The following is a 15,708-nucleotide window of genomic DNA, read 5'->3' on the forward strand; positions in this document are numbered from 1 at the left end:
AACAACTGTTTTGCTTCATCACATTATTTCCATCAGCCTTCTGAGCACCATCCTGACATTCGCAACGCCTGCGATCGCACTGGATCCTGCACTGACCAAGATCCAGCAATCTGGCGTTATCTGGATAGGTTACCGCCCCACAGCAGCGCCTTTGTCATACCGCAGTCAAGATGGTCAAGCCTTGGGCTATGCCACTGATCTGTGCCGGGCTGTTGTCTCTTCCATTAAAGGCCATCTGCAACTGGATGTCCTGCACGCTAACTTTGTGCCCGTCACAGCCGAAGAGGGATTGCAGCGCATCATGGATGGTCGTATCCAAATGGAATGCGCAGACACCACCAATTCAAAACAACGGCGTGCACGCGTGGCTTTTGGGTTGGCTTACTACTACGCCAGCGCCAAGATGATGGTAAAAAAAAATGATCCTCGTAAATTAATGTCAGAAATGGAAGGTCAGCGTATCGCTGTAGAAAACGGCTCCACCGCCCAGATCATTGTCCAGCGCCGCAATAAAGCGGGAGATCATTTCACCATTGTCACCGTACCCAACACAGTCGAAGGCGCTCAGGCCGTCCTGAGTGGACGGGCGGATGCGTTTGTATCCAATGACCTCAGGCTTTATGAGCAAGCCAAGGCTTCGCGCGGCCAGTTAAAGGTAGTCGGCCCACGCTTGTCAATTGAGCCGCTGTCTGTGGTGGTACCCAAAAACTCACCAGAACTTCAGACACTGGTGATTAACAGTATGAACAATCTTTTCCGCCAGGGCCAAGCACGGCAGCTGTATGAACAATGGTTCCAACAGCCCCTGCCAGGGCTTGGTTACTCGCTCGATATCTTTCCCGATCAGTTGCTGAACGACAGCTTTCGGCGCCCCGTGCCCTTTGTGACCGACTGGATCGTTTTGTAGTTCCATCTATCTACAGCGGAGCACCCTAAACTGGAGCCATTCATCGTTTCATTTTTGAACAAAGCTCACCCCATGCGCATCCCCAACAAATCCATTCTCGTCACCGGCGCAGGCAGCGGCATTGGCCAAGGCATTGCCCAGCGGCTGGCCACCGAAGGCGCGCGGGTGCTTGTGAACGACATCAACCCCACGTTGGGCGAGCAAGTCACAGCGGCCATCAACGCCGCCGGTGGCCAGGCACAGTTTGCAGCGGGCGACGTGACCCAAGGGGCCGACTGGGCACGGCTGGTGCAAGCCGCGCAAGACTTTAGCAGCGGCAGGCTGGACGTGGTGGTCAACAACGCTGGCTGGACGCACCGCAATCGCCCCATGCTGGAAGTGACCGAGGCCGATTTCGACAAGGTCTACGCCGTCAATATGAAAAGCATTTACTGGAGCGCCGTGCACGCCGTACCGGTCATGCGTGCCAATCCAGACCACTCAGGCGGCAGCTTCATCAATATCGCCTCGACCGCAGGGGTGCGTCCGCGCCCTGGGCTGACCTGGTACAACGGCAGCAAGGCGGCGGTCATCGTCACCAGCAAATCCATGGCGGCCGAGCTGGGGCCTGACAACATCCGCGTCAACTGCATCAACCCGGTGTTCAACCCCGACACTGGCCTGTCAGCCGAGTTTGCCGGCGGCCCGGTGGACGATGCACGCCGTGCCAAGTTCCTCGCCACCATCCCGCTCGGGCGCTTCTCCACAGCGCTCGACGTCGCCAACGCCGCGCTCTACCTGGCCAGCGACGAAGCCGCCTTCATCAGCGGCATATGCATCGAGGTGGATGGAGCACGTTGCGTTTAATTCTCAATCAAATCAACTCATAACGCCTGTCATACTTGCGTTGAGAGCTATAATTTTGCAAGCACCTGCAAGCTAAACAAGGGCTTGTAATCATCAGCTTGCCCCCCATGGCCCAACGCATCATCCCCCTGGTGGACCACCGCACCGCAGCGCTGCCCACACCGCACGCGGCAGTGCCCTCACCTGCGGGCACTCTGGTCGATGCACGCGGACGCCCGCTGCGCGACTTGCGCATCAGCGTCACCGACCGCTGCAACTTCCGTTGCAGCTACTGCATGCCCAAAGAGGTGTTCGACAGCCAATACGCTTACCTGCCCCACAGCGCACTGTTGCGATTTGAAGAAATCGCCCGGCTGGCGCGCCTGTTCATGGCGCACGGTGTGCGCAAACTGCGCCTGACCGGTGGCGAGCCACTGCTGCGCAAAGACATCGAGACGCTGATTGAGCAATTGGCCGCACTGCGCACCGCCGATGGTCAACCGCCGGAAATCACCCTGACCACCAATGCTGCGCTGCTGACGCGCAAGGCACAGGCTTTAAAAGACGCGGGATTGAACCGTGTCACCGTCAGCCTGGATGGGCTGGATGACACGGTGTTCCGCCGCATGAACGACGTCGACTTTCCCGTGGCCCAAGTGCTGGCGGGCATCGAAGCGGCGCAAACAGCGGGGCTGACGCCGATCAAAGTCAACATGGTGGTCAAGCGCGGCACCAACGACGCACAGATCTTGCCCATGGCGCGGCACTTTCGCGGCAGCGGCGTGGTGCTGCGCTTTATCGAATACATGGACGTCGGGGCCACCAACGGCTGGCGCATGGACGAGGTGCTGCCCTCAGCCGACGTCATCCGCTTGCTGCAAACCAAGTTCTCCTTGGTGCCCCTGCAAGCCAGCGCCCCCGGTGAAACCGCCGAGCGCTGGAGCTATGCAGGTGCCGACGGCTTGCACGATCCCGCATTGGGCGAAATCGGCGTCATCAGCAGCGTCACCCAGGCTTTTTGCGGCGACTGCAACCGCGCCCGCCTGTCGATGGACGGCAAACTGTTTCTGTGCCTGTTTGCCGGCCAGGGTTACGACCTGCGGGCGCTGCTGCGCGGCAGCGATGGTGGCCGCCCCCCCGCCACCGATGCAGACATTGAAGCGGCCATTGCCGCCATCTGGCAAGGCCGCACCGACCACTACAGCGAACTGCGCGCCAGTCTGCCGCCCGAAGCCACCGAAGGCATGCGGCGGGTGGAAATGAGTTATATCGGGGGGTAAGGCCATGCGGGTGCACTGTCCGACATGAGCGTTCCTGTCGAACTGAGTACACACCGTCTGCGGCTGCGTCCGTGGCTGCCGCAGGACCGTGCACCATTTGCCGCCCTCAACGCCGACCCCGAGATGATGGCCTATTTTCCATTCCCGCTCAGCCGCATTGAGAGCAACATCTTGGCCGATCATCTTCAGGCTTTGCTGACGCAACACGGATGGGGATTTTGGGCGCTGGAGTTGCGCGCGACTGGCACCTTCATCGGATTTACCGGCTTGCATCAAGTCGACAATGCCTTGCCTTTTTCCCCTGCGACTGAAGTCGGCTGGCACTTGGCTCGTCCCTACTGGGGCGAGGGCCTGGCGAGCGAGGCTGCACGCTGCGCCCTCCGCTATGCCTTCGAATCGCTGGCCTTGCCCGAAGTTGTGGCCTTCACCGCCTTAGGCAATACGCCCTCACAAGCTGTGATGCGCCGCTTGGGTATGCGCTACGACGGTGAATTCGAGCACCCAGCACTGCCGCCCGGCCACCCTTTAAGGCCGCACGCGTTGTATCGCATGTGTCGTGCCGACGATGCAGCGCACATACTCGACGCATGAAACACGTTCACGCGAATGCGTCTATCACCGCCCTGCTGCTGACTGTTGGCCGCGGCAATCGCATGGGCGGTGTGGACAAGGGCTTGCAGGTGTTTGGCGGGGGCACGCTGGCGCAAAACGCACTGGCGCGGCTGCGGGCACAAACGCTGCCGCCCGCTGAGGTGCTGATCAGCAAAAGGCAATCTATGACCCGCCGCATTCTGTCAAGCCGATCTATGACCCAATACTGTTCCTCACACCCTGGGCCACTTTGACAAACAGACGTTTTGATCTGGATCATTTTGGGGCTTGGTGCAATACCATAAAGCGTATAAAGCTATCAATACAATAGTGATTAATGGCGATTTTCTGGTCCTGTCGCGTTCAACAAATGATCCACAAAAACGCGCACCCGCGCTGACAAATGCTGCCGCGTGGGATACAGCGCATAAAAAGGCCGCGTGCTGCCACCCAGCGAGGGCAGCACTTCCACCAGATGCCCCGCTTGCACCGCTTGCGCAGCCACAAAGTGGTAGATCTGAAACAACCCGCCGCCTGCTACGGCCCAGCCCAGGCCCGCCAGCACGTCTTCGTGAATGCGCTGTCGGCTGTTGAAATTGAATGGGATGTCCTCGCCCTGGCTGCCGCGAAACACCCACGGCATGGGCCGCCCGGTACTGGGGCGCACGAACTGAATCAGGTCATGGTGCTGTAAATCATCCAATGTCTGAGGCTGTCCCTGGCGTGCCAGATAGGCAGGCGAGGCAAAGACGCCCAGCGTGGCGTCTTCCAGCTTGCGCGCCACCAGCCGTGAATCGCGCGGCTCACCCAGCCGGATGGCCAGATCGTAGTCGTCTGCCACGAAGTCGATGTTGCGGTTGGACACGTTCATCTCCACCTCGACTTCCCGGAAAGCCGCCATAAATCCGGGCAGCAAAGGCACCAGGCGATGGTGGCCGTACACCGTGCCCACACTCACCCTCAACACGCCCTTGGGCACGCTTTGCTGCCCGGTCACGGCGCGCTCGGCTTCGGCAATCTGCTCCAGCGCCTGTTGGCATTGCGCGTGGTACAGCTGCCCATCGCTGGTCAGGCGCACACTGCGGGTGGTGCGTGTGAACAGGCGCACGCCCAAGCGCTCTTCAAGCCGCGCCACGGAGCGGCTGACCGCTGCCGGCGTCAGCCCCAGGGTTTCAGCCGCAGCCGTAAAGCCGCCCAGCTCGGCCGCTTTGCAAAACAATTCAATGCTGCCCAACTGGACGGAATCAAAAGCTCGACTCATTTATTCCTTTATGTAATTAAAGATTTTCAATATTTGGAGTTTATTTGTATTTCAAGAATGAATAAAGTCCTTTCCATCGCGTTGTATGGCGCGTTTGGTTCACGAAAGGAAAATCGCATGAAACCCCAAGTCCTGATGATCGTCACCTCCAACGCCCGCATGGGCAACGCCGACAAGCCCACGGGTCTGTGGGCTGAAGAGTTGGCGGTGCCTTATTACGCACTGATCGATGCAGGTGTGGACATCACACTGGCCTCCCCTGCTGGCGGTCCTGCACCAGTTGACCCAGGCAGCCTCAAACCCCGCGGCGAAAATGACCCTGTCGTCGAGCGCCTGTTGGCCGACGAGCAACTGCAAGCCCGGATGGCCGTCACACGCAAGGCGTCCAATCTGGATGGCGCGCAATTTGATGCGGTGTTTTTCCCCGGTGGTCACGGCACCATGTGGGACTTGCCAAATGATGTCGGTGTGACCCGCGCGGTTGAGCGCGCCTTTGCTGCGGGCAAACTGATCGCCTCGGTCTGCCACGGCGCATCGGGCCTAGTCAGCGCCAAGCGGCCCGATGGTCAATCTATCGTCAAGGACTTGCGCGTCAACGCTTTCACCGATGCGGAAGAGGTCGCTGTCGGTCTGGACAAGGTGGTGCCCTTCATGCTGGAGACGCGCCTGCGCGATCTGGGCGGGCGTTTTGAAGGCGCGGCCAACTGGCAGCCGTTTGCCATCCGTGATGGGCAGTTAGTGACCGGCCAAAACCCGCAGTCCTCCGCGCTGGTGGCTCAAGCCTTGCTTGAGGCACTGCCTGTGGCGGCCAAGGTTTGACCATCCGATGGCTGCATCGCCCACAGCCACTCAAAAGTCAAACGTGGCCGACACGTGGTAAGTGCGCGGTGCGCCCAGATTGGCGCGTCCGCCGCCCCACAGCCCTTCCCAGTATTTTTTGTTGGCCACGTTGGTGACCAAGCCGCGCAATACCACTGGCTGCCCGGCGACTTTAGTCGCATAGCGCACACCCAGATCCACGGTGGTCCAGGACGGCAGCTTGACCTGGTTGTCGGTGGTCAGCCACATCGATCCGGTGTAGTTGACCCGGCCACTCAGCGTCAGCCCCTGGACGGCAGGAATGGCCCAGTCCACGCCCAGGTTGGCCAGCCACTTGGGTACGCCATATTGGGTATTGCCCTGGTTGGTACCGCCTTGCGTTTTGGTGTGTTCAGCCTTGGTGTAAGTGACGCCGCCTTGCACACCAACATCGCGCGTGAGCTTGCCGAACACATTCCACTCGACACCCCGGTTGCGCTGCTCGCCATCGGCTTGCTGCGCGTTGTCGGCGGTGGTGATGACGGCGGGTTTGGTGATCTGGAACAGGCTGACGGTTTGTGTCAGCTCATTCCAGCGCCATTTGATGCCCAGCTCGCCCTGCTTGCTTTTGTACGGGGCCAGGGTTTCGCCTTCGTTGATGTACGGCGCGCTGACCACTTGCCCGGCGCTCAAGCCCTGGATGTAGTTGGCGTACAAAGAGATGTCGTCGCCCCAGGGCTTGGCCACAACGCCCACCATGGGCGTGACGGCCGATTCATCGTAGCCCGCCATCTTCTGGCGTACTTTCTGATGGCGCACGCCCAAGGTCAGGCGCAAGCGGTCATCCAGCATGCTGAGGGTATCCACCACCGACAGGGCAGAACTCACGTCCTTGGTGGTTTCGCGATAAGTAGATGCATCAGCGCCCACAGGCATTTGCACCATGGTGGGGTTGTAGATGTTGCTGTCCGTGATTGACCAGGTGCCATTGCCACGAATGCCGCCGTGGCGACGCTCCTGATTGGCCGACAGTGTCAACGCGTGCTTCACGGCACCTGTGCTGAACTCTCCGCGCACACCCAACTCGTACGCATACGCGCGCTGCTTGCCCCACGAGTTGTAGACCGTGCCGGTGGCGGCTCCCGTATCCGCATTGGCGGCATTCCATACCGGGCGCGTGCCGTAGATAAAACCGTCGTAAGACTGGCGCGCCGTGCCTGCGCCGGCAAACGCCGTCCATTGCGAGGTCAGCTTGGCTTCACCACGCACGATCACCCCGCGTGTGCGCATGTTGGTGAACACGTCATCGCCATGGAAGAAATTGGTGGATCCATCAGGTGCGTCAGGAAGGCTTGTCCATGCCCCTTGAAAAATCGGCTGCATCACCACCCCGTCGCGGGCCTTGGTGGTCAGCGAATAAGCATCCATCGCCACCTTCCAGTTGTTGCCCTGGTAATCCATGGCCAAAGCGCCGATCGTGCGCCGAACCTTTTGGTGATCCAGCGCTGTGCCGCCGTCACCATAAGCGCCATTGAAACGAATGCCCAGGCGCTGTTCTTCACCAAACCGGCGCGCCAGATCAGCGTGCAGTTCATACGACGACTTGCTGGAATAGCTGGTGGTCAGACGCGTGATGGGTTGGCGTCCTGCCCGCTTGGGCACCAAATTGATGGCACCACCCACATCACCTGTCGGTGGCACGCCCATCAACATGGCACCGGGGCCTTTGAGCAGCTCGATGCGCTCGAACATTTCAGTCGGCACGCTTTGCAGCGGTGCCAGACCATACATGCCGTTGATGGCGATGGATTCCGAATTCAAGGGAAAGCCGCGGATGATGAAGTTCTCAACCAAATGCCCCTCGTTGGTCATCGTGCGCACGGATGGGTCTTTGCGCAGCACATCGGCCAGGGTTTGGGCTTGCTCATCCTCGATGGCTTCAGCCGTGTAGGACGTGATGTTGAACGGCGCATCCATCACGTCCACATTGCCCATGATGCCTAATCGCGCTCCGGTAGCCACCTTGCCCCCTGGTACGGCAGGCGGCAAGTCGGACAGCGACTCGGCTTGGCTTTTGACCGTAACTTCAGGCAATGAGGCCGATGTGGCATCAGTGGTCTGTCCCGAGGCCGATGTGCTGATCGCCATCAGCATGCAAGTGCTGGCCAACGCCAATGAATGCAAGCGAAACAGGTCGAAACCCGCGCGCAACGAAAACTTGTCAGTATGGGGTAGCATGATTAATTATGCAAATAAGAATTAAAACCATTAAAGTTTAAGACAAATTTGCAACGTGCTCCCTATGCTGCCGCTGTAAAGCGGCCTGCAAAGCCACGCTTGTTGCTACAGCGCAACCAACGTCAGGTCAGGACAAGGCCGCGTGCATTTCCTGCACCGATATCACGCCCAGCTTGTCCATGAATTTCATGCCCTCCACCGCCGCTTCAGCACCCGCAATGGTGGTGATGGTGGGCACCCGCGCCAGCAGCGAACTGGTGCGGATGGCGCGGCTGTCGGCAATGGCGTTGCGGCGCTCTTCGACGGTGTTGATGACCATGGCGATCTCGCCGTTTTTCAGCGCGTCGACAATGTGCGGGCGACCTTCGGTCACTTTGTTAACGGTTTCGCAAGGTACACCCGCCGCTTCAATGGCTGTAGCCGTGCCGCGTGTGGCCACCAGCCGAAAACCCATCGTCACCAGCTCGCGCGCAATGTGCACCGCCTGCGGTTTGTCGGTGTTTTTGACCGTGAGGAACACTTTGCCGCTGGGCGTGCCGTCGGCTTTGAGCGGGCGCGGCAGGCGCTCGCCCGCGCCCATCTGGGCCTTGATGTAGGCCTCGCCAAAAGTCTTTCCCACCCCCATGACTTCACCGGTGGATTTCATCTCGGGGCCGAGAATGGTGTCCACACCGGGGAACTTGACGAACGGGAACACCGCTTCTTTGACGCTGAAATACGGCGGCGTGACTTCACCTTGAATGCCTTGCGCGTCCAGCGTTTGCCCGGCCATGCAGCGCGCGGCCACTTTGGCCAGCGGCACCCCAGTGGCCTTGCTGACAAAAGGCACGGTGCGGCTGGCACGCGGATTGACTTCCAGCACGTAGATGGTGTCGTCAGTGCCGCCCTTGCCTTCCTGAATGGCGAACTGCACGTTCATCAGGCCCACCACGTTGAGTGCCTGGGCCATGGCCGCCGTCTGGCGCTTCAGCGCATCCACCGTGGCAGCCTTCAGGTAATACGGCGGCAGCGAACAGCCTGAATCGCCGGAGTGCACGCCCGCTTGCTCGATGTGCTCCATCACCCCGCCGATCAGCACCCGGCCTGAGGTGTCACGCACCGCATCTACGTCGCATTCGATCGCGTCAGACAGAAAGCGGTCCAGCAGTACCGGCGAGTCGTTGCTGACTTTCACGGCTTCGCGCATGTAGCGCTCCAGATCGCGCTGCTCGTGCACAATTTCCATGGCGCGGCCACCCAACACGTAGCTGGGGCGCACCACCAGCGGGTAACCCAGCGCCTCGGCTTTTTCAAGGGCATCGCTTTCGGTGCGCGCCGTCGCATTGGGCGGTTGCAGCAGTTTCAGCTCGTGCAGCAGCTTCTGAAAACGCTCACGGTCTTCGGCCGCATCGATCATGTCGGGGCTGGTGCCGATGATGGGCACGCCTTCGGCTTCCAGCCCCAGCGCCAGCTTCAGCGGTGTCTGGCCGCCGTACTGGACGATGACGCCGGTGGGCTTTTCCTTGTCGACGATTTCCAGCACGTCTTCCAGCGTCAGTGGCTCGAAGTACAGGCGGTCTGAGGTGTCGTAGTCGGTCGACACCGTCTCCGGGTTGCAGTTGACCATGATGGTCTCGTAACCATCCTCGCGCATGGCCAGCGCCGCGTGCACGCAGCAGTAGTCGAACTCGATGCCCTGGCCGATGCGGTTGGGGCCACCGCCCAGCACCATGATTTTTTGCTTCTGCGTAGGCTCGGCCTCGCACTCCTCCTCGTAAGTGGAGTACATGTAGGCGGTGTTGGTGGCGAACTCGGCGGCGCAGGTATCCACGCGCTTGAACACCGGGCGCACACCCTGCGCACGCCGTGCTTCGCGCACGGCCTTGTCAGTGGTGCGCAGCAGCTTGGCCAAGCGGCGGTCGGAAAAGCCTTTTTTCTTCAGCGCCAGCAGCTCGTCTTTGGACAGCTTGGCCAGCGCCTCGCCTCCATGCTGCTCGGTGTGGCGATCAATATCCAGCTCGATCTGGATGATCTGCTCAATCTGCACCAGAAACCACTTGTCGATCTTGGTGATTTGGTGCACCTCGTCCAGTGACCAGCCCGCAGCGAAAGCGTCCCCCACGAACCAAATGCGGTCTGGCCCCGGCTCGCCCAGCTCTTTTTCGAGCCATTCGCGGTCTTGCGTTTTCTCGTTCATGCCGTCAACGCCGACTTCCAGCCCGCGCAAGGCTTTCTGAAAACTTTCCTGAAAAGTACGGCCAATGGCCATCACTTCGCCCACGCTCTTCATCTGCGTGGTCAAGCGGTTGTCGGCGGCGGGAAATTTTTCGAACGCGAAGCGTGGAATCTTGGTCACCACGTAGTCAATCGAAGGCTCGAACGACGCTGGCGTGGCACCGCCGGTAATTTCGTTGCGCAACTCGTCCAGCGTGTAGCCCACGGCCAGCTTGGCTGCCACCTTGGCGATCGGAAAACCTGTGGCTTTGGACGCCAATGCCGAGGAGCGCGACACGCGCGGGTTCATCTCGATCACGATCATGCGCCCGTCTTTCGGGTTGACCGAAAATTGCACGTTGGAGCCACCGGTGTCCACGCCAATCTCGCGCAGCACCGCAATGCTGGCGTCGCGCATCAACTGATACTCCTTGTCGGTCAGCGTCTGCGCCGGGGCCACGGTGATCGAGTCGCCAGTGTGCACACCCATTGGATCGAGGTTTTCGATCGAACAGATGATGATGCAGTTGTCGGCCTTATCGCGCACCACCTCCATTTCGTACTCTTTCCAGCCGAGCAGCGATTCTTCGATCAACAGCTCGTTGGTGGGCGAGGCTTCCAGGCCGCGCTTGCAGATGGTCTCGAACTCTTCCGGGTTGTAGGCGATGCCGCCGCCAGTGCCGCCCAGGGTGAAGCTGGGGCGAATCACGGTCGGAAAGCCGACGTGTTTTTGCACGCCCCAGGCTTCGTCCATGCTGTGGGCAATGCCCGAGCGGGCGCTGCCCAAACCAATGCGCGTCATCGCGTCCTTGAACTTCAGACGATCTTCGGCCTTGTCGATGGCCTCGGGCGTGGCACCGATCAGCTCGACGTTGTGTTTGGCCAGCACGCCGTGGCGCCACAGGTCGAGCGCACAGTTCAGCGCCGTCTGTCCACCCATGGTGGGCAAAATAGCGTCGGGCCGCTCCTTGGCGATGATCTTTTCCACCGTCTGCCAGGTAATCGGCTCGATGTAGGTCACGTCCGCCGTGGCCGGGTCGGTCATGATCGTGGCCGGGTTGCTGTTGATCAGGATGACGCGGTAGCCCTCCTCGCGCAGCGCCTTGCAGGCTTGCACACCGGAATAGTCGAATTCGCAAGCCTGGCCGATGACGATGGGGCCAGCGCCGATGATGAGGATGCTTTTAAGGTCGGTACGTTTAGGCATGGCGAAAAAATCAGAAAAGCAGCTTGACCGGAATATGACAACGCACGAAAGCGTCAGTTAAGTAAGGAACGAGCAGGCGCTGACCAAACTGGCGGCCACGCTGCCCTGCATCCTGGGCCGCGCCATCGACCAGTTGGTCGATGCCTGTAAAACGGCGCAGTGGCGCAAACTCAGGCGCAGTGGACAGCGCAGTGATGGCCGCTTTTTCTTGCGATGTGGCGGCCACAGGTTCCGGGCCGACGCCTGCGCCTTGCATCACCGATTGGCCAAACAATCGCGCAGCGCCGCTTTCAAGCACGCGCAGGTCGCCCATCAGGGTATCAGGATGCGCTTTGGCATAGGCCAGTGCAGACTGACGCTGGCGTGGTGTGATCTGGGCCGATGTGAGTCCGCTGCGCACGCAATTGAGTTGCCGCGTGCTGACCAGCGCCGAGCGCTTATCGAGCGGCCAGCGAGAGTCCTGTTCAGCCGCCGCGTCCATCACCGGCCCCACGGGCAGCAATTGCATGTAAGCATCGGCAAAGCGATTCTCCTGAGCGGCCAGCAACTCAGCGGCTGGCAGGCGCACACAGCCGGATACCAGGGCCACCACCGCAGGCGCTGCCACGGCCCCGACGCCTGTTCGCATAGCACTCAGATTCAAAAAGTGCTCCTGAACGCGCACACTTTGCAAGCAGTCTGGATACACCGATCATCAATCATGCCGCTCATCCAGCTTGGCCAACAAGGCGGCAGCACGCTCGGCGGGCATGTTCTTTTGCATCAACTGCACCAGGCCATCGCCCTCGATCATGGGGCGCAGCACTTGGGCCTCGGCGTCGTAAAACTTGACGGCCCAGGCAGCCAATTCGCCATTGAACTCCTCATCAGTCCAGGTCTTGCCTTTGGCCAGCAGCGTGATCAGCGGCATGGCTTTGTGCTCCATGAACGATTTTTTATACGGTTTTTGCGACCAGCGGTCGGCAAACCATTCTTTGTGTGGCGGCTGCAAAGACAGCATGCGCTTGGCAATGGCTTTTTCCAAAGCGGCTTGGGGAAAGGCGTAGAGTTTCATTCAGTTTTCTCCCTGGGTGGTTTGCATCAACTGCACAAACCTGTCGAACAAGTAGCCAATATCGTGCGGGCCGGGCGATGCCTCGGGGTGGCCCTGAAAGCAGAACGCGGGTTTGTCCACATAAGCCAGCCCTTGCAGCGTGCCGTCAAACAGGCTGACGTGGGTGGCGCGCACGTTGGCGGGCAGCGTTTTTTCATCCACGGCAAAGCCGTGGTTCTGGCTGGTGATCGACACGCGGCCACTGTCCAGGTCTTTCACCGGATGATTGGCACCGTGGTGGCCAAATTTCATCTTGAAGGTTTGAGCGCCTGCGGCCAGCGCCATGATCTGATGACCCAGGCAGATGCCAAACACGGGCAAGCCGCTGTCGATCAAGGTGCGGGCTGCCGCAATGGCGTAGTCACAAGGCTCGGGATCGCCCGGGCCGTTGGACAAAAACACGCCGTCAGGCGTGTGCTTGAGCACCTCCGCCGCGGGCGTTTGCGCAGGCACCACAGTGACTTTGCAACCCCGTTCGGCCAGCATGCGCAAGATGTTGTGCTTGACGCCAAAGTCATAGGCCACCACATGAAACCTGGGCGCTTCTTGGCTGCCGTAGCCGGTGCCCAATTGCCATTCGGTCTGCGTCCATGCATAGGGCTGTGGCACGCTCACCACCTTGGCCAGATCCAGCCCCACCATCAAAGGCGCGGCGCGGGCCGCAGACAAAGCCGCGTCTATATGCGCCTGCGTCACCGCCTCACCTTCGGCCAGGCCCACAATGGCACCGTTTTGCGCGCCCTGGGTGCGCAAAATGCGGGTCAACCGACGGGTGTCGATATCCGCAATGGCGGTGGTTTGGGATGCCTTGAGGTAGTCACTCAGCGTCTGCTGGCTGCGGAAATTACTTTGCAGCAGCGGCAGGTCTTTGACGATCAGGCCTGCCGCCTGCACCTTGGCCGACTCCACGTCTTCATCATTGATGCCGTAATTGCCGATATGCGGGTACGTCAGGGTGACGATTTGCTGGCAATAGCTGGGGTCGGTCAGGATTTCCTGATAGCCCGTCATCGAGGTGTTGAACACCACCTCGCCAACGGTGGTGCCTACAGCGCCAATCGACTGGCCAATAAAGACGCTGCCGTCGGCGAGGGCCAGGATGGCGGGCGGGAATTTCCCCTCGAGAGACGAAAGCACAGGGTTCTCCGGTTTGGTTTCGGTCGCCCGTGCGCGCAAATCCGCAACTAGCAAGTCGCGAGCGGCGGTTTGAAGAAGAAATGTGCTTCGGCTGCGGTCAGGGCGACGCGGTTGCGAGAAAAGCCGCTAAGTATAACCGTCAGCCACACCGAGATGAACGCCGAAACCGCCTCTAACAGGTGCCCTGCGTGCACTGCGCCCGTGCCGTGCCCGGCTTCTCGCATCAAGCCCATCGCCTACACTCTCTCGGCACCGCATTAATGCAAAGAATCAATATGAACCGAGAACTCTTCATCGCACTGGTTGGGTTGTCGATAACGATGGACGCATGCATCATCACCTGCACTGACTCACACCATGTCTGAAGGCGCAAAATTTCGCCGCGACATCACGCAATGGTTGCTCCATCAAGGATTTCTCGCCTCCAACCGGACAGCGCCGTTTTCTTCTGAAGAAGGCGAATGCTTTGACCGCCCTTCAAGCCGCTGCCCCTATCTGATCGAATGCGTTGATATCGACCTTTGTGAACAAAGTGGTGAAGACGAAGCCAGCTTCTACGAGGTCAGCCTCTACCTTGCGGTCACCAGCGGTTATGACGCACCGGCCTGGCTTTTACGCGAATTGCCGTTTGCACTTTATGAGACGTGGCCGTCGCTGCGGCTGACCGATGCGCCTCTCGCCCGCTTCGGCGCTGATGACGCTTGCAAGTTGGCCCATTCGCTTTCCAGTGCTGCGTTGCCCGCACTTTCTGTATGGGCCGATCTTAAGCGGCTTTACGACTTTTACCGCTACATTGGCGCTTACAGCAAACCCAACGACCCCGCCAACAGCGACTTTCTCGCGCTGAACATCCGTCCTTCACAAAAACTCTTGCGTTTTCCCCAGGTCATCATGGCGCTGGCTGGTGCTATGGGTAATCTGCCTCAGGCCAAACGATTTTTGCGTGCTTGTGGCGTCATTGAGGGCGAATATCGTGAGCTGAACTTTGAGGAAATTCCTCTTTCTGCTGCTGAGCTTCAGGAATTGATGCTTCAGGGGCTGACCTTTGCCGACCTATCAAAAACGTACGCCCGCACGGTTTTGCGCTGGACGCAGGTCGCGCAGAAAGATTTGTCTGCGGGTGTTTTTCGGCTGCGCACAGCCGAGGACGTCATCAAGGGCAGCACCCTAAATTACCTGGATGGGTACGTTTTAATTTCGGCAAATGCGTTGAATCCCCCACAAGCGTCGTAGCCACAAAATTCACCACGCTTTCTCTGCTATCCGCCTTGCCCTGCGGCGCTGGCATGCAGGCAAACAGCCGCAGCGGCAGCCACATTAAGCGACTCTTGCCCTCCCGGCTGGGTGATGCGCACACGCAAGGTGGCCTGGGCTTCGATTTCGGGCGACACGCCCTGCCCTTCGTGCCCCATGACCCAGGCACAAGGCCAGGGCAAGGAGGTGCGGTGCAGCAATTGGCCTTGGTGCGAGCTGGTCACCAGCAGCGGTATTTGCAGTGCGTTCAGATCGGCGGGCACCAGCCCCTCGATCAGGTGCAGGCCAAAGTGCGCGCCCATGCCTGCACGCAACACCTTGGGCGACCACAGCAGCGCCGTGCCTTGCAAGGCCAGCACCTGCGCAAAGCCAAAGGCGGCGGCGCTGCGCAAAATAGAGCCGACGTTGCCCGCGTCTTGCACACGATCGAGCAACACTGTGGGTGCATGGGCTTGTAGGGATGGCGCAGGCGGCGTATCCAGCACAAACGCCATCGGTGCAGACGATGGCAATTCGCTGATGTGAGCCATCAGCGCATCGCTAACAACGATGTTTTTGAGCGCTGCTTGCGCAAGCTCGCTTTGCGCCAAAGGCCCAAACGATTCAGAAAAAACCGCCATCTGCGGGCGCTGACCACGGGCCAGTGCGGCGCGGCACAGGTGATCGCCCTCGACCCAGATGCGGCCTTGCTTGCGCCATGCATGGCTGTCTTGCGCCAACCGCTTGAGATCTTTCACCAGCGCGTTGTCGCGCGAAGTGATGTGGACCACCCCCAGGCCCCACTCGCTGCGCGATGTTTCTCCCCTCCCCTGCAAGGGATCCTCCCCACTGGCCTGGGAAACCCCGACCACGGGGGTCATGGTCTGGCCTGCGCCGCGACTTGGAGCGTCTGTGGACTTTGGGGATTGCCGTTGACGCAGGTTT

General features: G+C 60.0%; 14 protein-coding genes. 7 read left to right on the top strand and 7 right to left on the bottom strand.

Going from position 1 to position 15,708, the window contains the following annotated elements:
- The first annotated feature begins 10 nt into the window (after nucleotides 1-10).
- From ACK5NW_RS03985 to ACK5NW_RS04005, 5 genes are all read left to right on the top strand, one after another.
- Nucleotides 11-907: a transporter substrate-binding domain-containing protein gene (locus tag ACK5NW_RS03985; RefSeq protein ID WP_416925270.1), complete on the top strand. Its 897-nt coding sequence runs from the start codon at nucleotides 11-13 to the stop codon at nucleotides 905-907.
- A gap of 72 nt (nucleotides 908-979) precedes the next feature.
- Nucleotides 980-1,753, top strand: a complete 774-nt coding sequence (locus tag ACK5NW_RS03990) for an SDR family oxidoreductase (protein WP_416925272.1) — start codon at nucleotides 980-982, stop codon at nucleotides 1,751-1,753.
- A gap of 107 nt (nucleotides 1,754-1,860) precedes the next feature.
- Nucleotides 1,861-3,012, top strand: coding sequence for a GTP 3',8-cyclase MoaA (moaA, locus tag ACK5NW_RS03995; protein WP_416925274.1), 1,152 nt, complete (start codon nucleotides 1,861-1,863; stop codon nucleotides 3,010-3,012).
- 24 nt (nucleotides 3,013-3,036) lie between these two features.
- Nucleotides 3,037-3,603 carry a GNAT family N-acetyltransferase gene (locus ACK5NW_RS04000; protein WP_416925276.1) on the top strand — a complete coding sequence of 189 codons (567 nt, stop codon included), beginning with the start codon at nucleotides 3,037-3,039 and terminating at the stop codon, nucleotides 3,601-3,603.
- The gene (locus ACK5NW_RS04005; RefSeq protein ID WP_416925278.1) at nucleotides 3,600-3,857 is read left to right on the top strand and encodes an NTP transferase domain-containing protein; all 258 of its coding nucleotides are present in this window, start codon (nucleotides 3,600-3,602) and stop codon (nucleotides 3,855-3,857) included. Before ACK5NW_RS04000 ends, ACK5NW_RS04005 begins: the two co-directional genes overlap by 4 nt.
- Nucleotides 3,858-3,937: 80 nt before the next feature.
- On the opposite strand, the gene ACK5NW_RS04010 is transcribed toward ACK5NW_RS04005, so the two are convergent.
- Nucleotides 3,938-4,864 carry a LysR family transcriptional regulator gene (locus tag ACK5NW_RS04010; RefSeq protein ID WP_416925280.1) on the bottom strand — a complete coding sequence of 309 codons (927 nt, stop codon included), beginning with the start codon at nucleotides 4,862-4,864 and terminating at the stop codon, nucleotides 3,938-3,940.
- 117 nt (nucleotides 4,865-4,981) lie between these two features.
- On the opposite strand from ACK5NW_RS04010, the gene ACK5NW_RS04015 reads away from it, so the two are divergent.
- A complete protein-coding gene (locus tag ACK5NW_RS04015) occupies nucleotides 4,982-5,683 on the top strand; it encodes a type 1 glutamine amidotransferase domain-containing protein (RefSeq protein ID WP_416925283.1) in 702 nt (233 codons plus the stop codon).
- Between the two features lie 30 nt (nucleotides 5,684-5,713).
- On the opposite strand, the gene ACK5NW_RS04020 is transcribed toward ACK5NW_RS04015, so the two are convergent.
- The 5 genes from ACK5NW_RS04020 to carA all read right to left on the bottom strand — a co-directional run bounded on the left by ACK5NW_RS04020 (nucleotide 5,714) and on the right by carA (nucleotide 13,530).
- Nucleotides 5,714-7,900: a TonB-dependent receptor gene (locus tag ACK5NW_RS04020; protein WP_416925285.1), complete on the bottom strand. Its 2,187-nt coding sequence runs from the start codon at nucleotides 7,898-7,900 to the stop codon at nucleotides 5,714-5,716.
- Between the two features lie 127 nt (nucleotides 7,901-8,027).
- The gene (carB, locus tag ACK5NW_RS04025) at nucleotides 8,028-11,300 is read right to left on the bottom strand and encodes a carbamoyl-phosphate synthase large subunit (protein ID WP_416925287.1); all 3,273 of its coding nucleotides are present in this window, start codon (nucleotides 11,298-11,300) and stop codon (nucleotides 8,028-8,030) included.
- A 10-nt stretch (nucleotides 11,301-11,310) separates the two neighbouring features.
- Nucleotides 11,311-11,928, bottom strand: coding sequence for a hypothetical protein (locus tag ACK5NW_RS04030; protein WP_416925289.1), 618 nt, complete (start codon nucleotides 11,926-11,928; stop codon nucleotides 11,311-11,313).
- 66 nt (nucleotides 11,929-11,994) lie between these two features.
- The gene (locus ACK5NW_RS04035; protein ID WP_416925291.1) at nucleotides 11,995-12,354 is read right to left on the bottom strand and encodes a hypothetical protein; all 360 of its coding nucleotides are present in this window, start codon (nucleotides 12,352-12,354) and stop codon (nucleotides 11,995-11,997) included.
- Nucleotides 12,355-13,530, bottom strand: coding sequence for a glutamine-hydrolyzing carbamoyl-phosphate synthase small subunit (gene carA, locus ACK5NW_RS04040; protein ID WP_416925293.1), 1,176 nt, complete (start codon nucleotides 13,528-13,530; stop codon nucleotides 12,355-12,357).
- Nucleotides 13,531-13,887: 357 nt separating this feature from the next.
- Here carA and ACK5NW_RS04045 point away from each other — a divergent pair, with 357 nt between their 5' ends.
- On the top strand, nucleotides 13,888-14,763 hold the full coding sequence (locus tag ACK5NW_RS04045) for a hypothetical protein (RefSeq protein WP_416925295.1): 876 nt from the start codon (nucleotides 13,888-13,890) through the stop codon (nucleotides 14,761-14,763).
- A 26-nt stretch (nucleotides 14,764-14,789) separates the two neighbouring features.
- Here ACK5NW_RS04045 and ACK5NW_RS04050 read toward each other — a convergent pair whose 3' ends face one another.
- On the bottom strand, nucleotides 14,790-15,554 hold the full coding sequence (locus ACK5NW_RS04050; protein WP_416925297.1) for a TrmH family RNA methyltransferase: 765 nt from the start codon (nucleotides 15,552-15,554) through the stop codon (nucleotides 14,790-14,792).
- Nucleotides 15,555-15,708 lie beyond the last annotated feature (154 nt).

The sequence above is a fragment of the Ottowia sp. genome (genome assembly GCF_047975795.1).
GTDB lineage: Bacteria > Pseudomonadota > Gammaproteobacteria > Burkholderiales > Burkholderiaceae_C > Ottowia.

What these genes read in the sequence shown, in the direction of transcription:
- ACK5NW_RS03990 (WP_416925272.1), top strand. Translation starts at nt 980, where the DNA reads ATGCGCATCCCCAACAAATCCATTCTCGTCACCGGCGCAGGCAGCGGC.
- moaA (WP_416925274.1), top strand. Translation starts at nt 1,861, where the DNA reads ATGGCCCAACGCATCATCCCCCTGGTGGACCACCGCACCGCAGCGCTG.
- ACK5NW_RS04000 (WP_416925276.1), top strand. Translation starts at nt 3,037, where the DNA reads ATGAGCGTTCCTGTCGAACTGAGTACACACCGTCTGCGGCTGCGTCCG.
- ACK5NW_RS04005 (WP_416925278.1), top strand. Translation starts at nt 3,600, where the DNA reads ATGAAACACGTTCACGCGAATGCGTCTATCACCGCCCTGCTGCTGACT.
- ACK5NW_RS04010 (WP_416925280.1), bottom strand. Translation starts at nt 4,864, where the DNA reads ATGAGTCGAGCTTTTGATTCCGTCCAGTTGGGCAGCATTGAATTGTTT.
- ACK5NW_RS04015 (WP_416925283.1), top strand. Translation starts at nt 4,982, where the DNA reads ATGAAACCCCAAGTCCTGATGATCGTCACCTCCAACGCCCGCATGGGC.
- ACK5NW_RS04020 (WP_416925285.1), bottom strand. Translation starts at nt 7,900, where the DNA reads ATGCTACCCCATACTGACAAGTTTTCGTTGCGCGCGGGTTTCGACCTG.
- carB (WP_416925287.1), bottom strand. Translation starts at nt 11,300, where the DNA reads ATGCCTAAACGTACCGACCTTAAAAGCATCCTCATCATCGGCGCTGGC.
- ACK5NW_RS04030 (WP_416925289.1), bottom strand. Translation starts at nt 11,928, where the DNA reads ATGCGAACAGGCGTCGGGGCCGTGGCAGCGCCTGCGGTGGTGGCCCTG.
- ACK5NW_RS04035 (WP_416925291.1), bottom strand. Translation starts at nt 12,354, where the DNA reads ATGAAACTCTACGCCTTTCCCCAAGCCGCTTTGGAAAAAGCCATTGCC.
- ACK5NW_RS04045 (WP_416925295.1), top strand. Translation starts at nt 13,888, where the DNA reads ATGTCTGAAGGCGCAAAATTTCGCCGCGACATCACGCAATGGTTGCTC.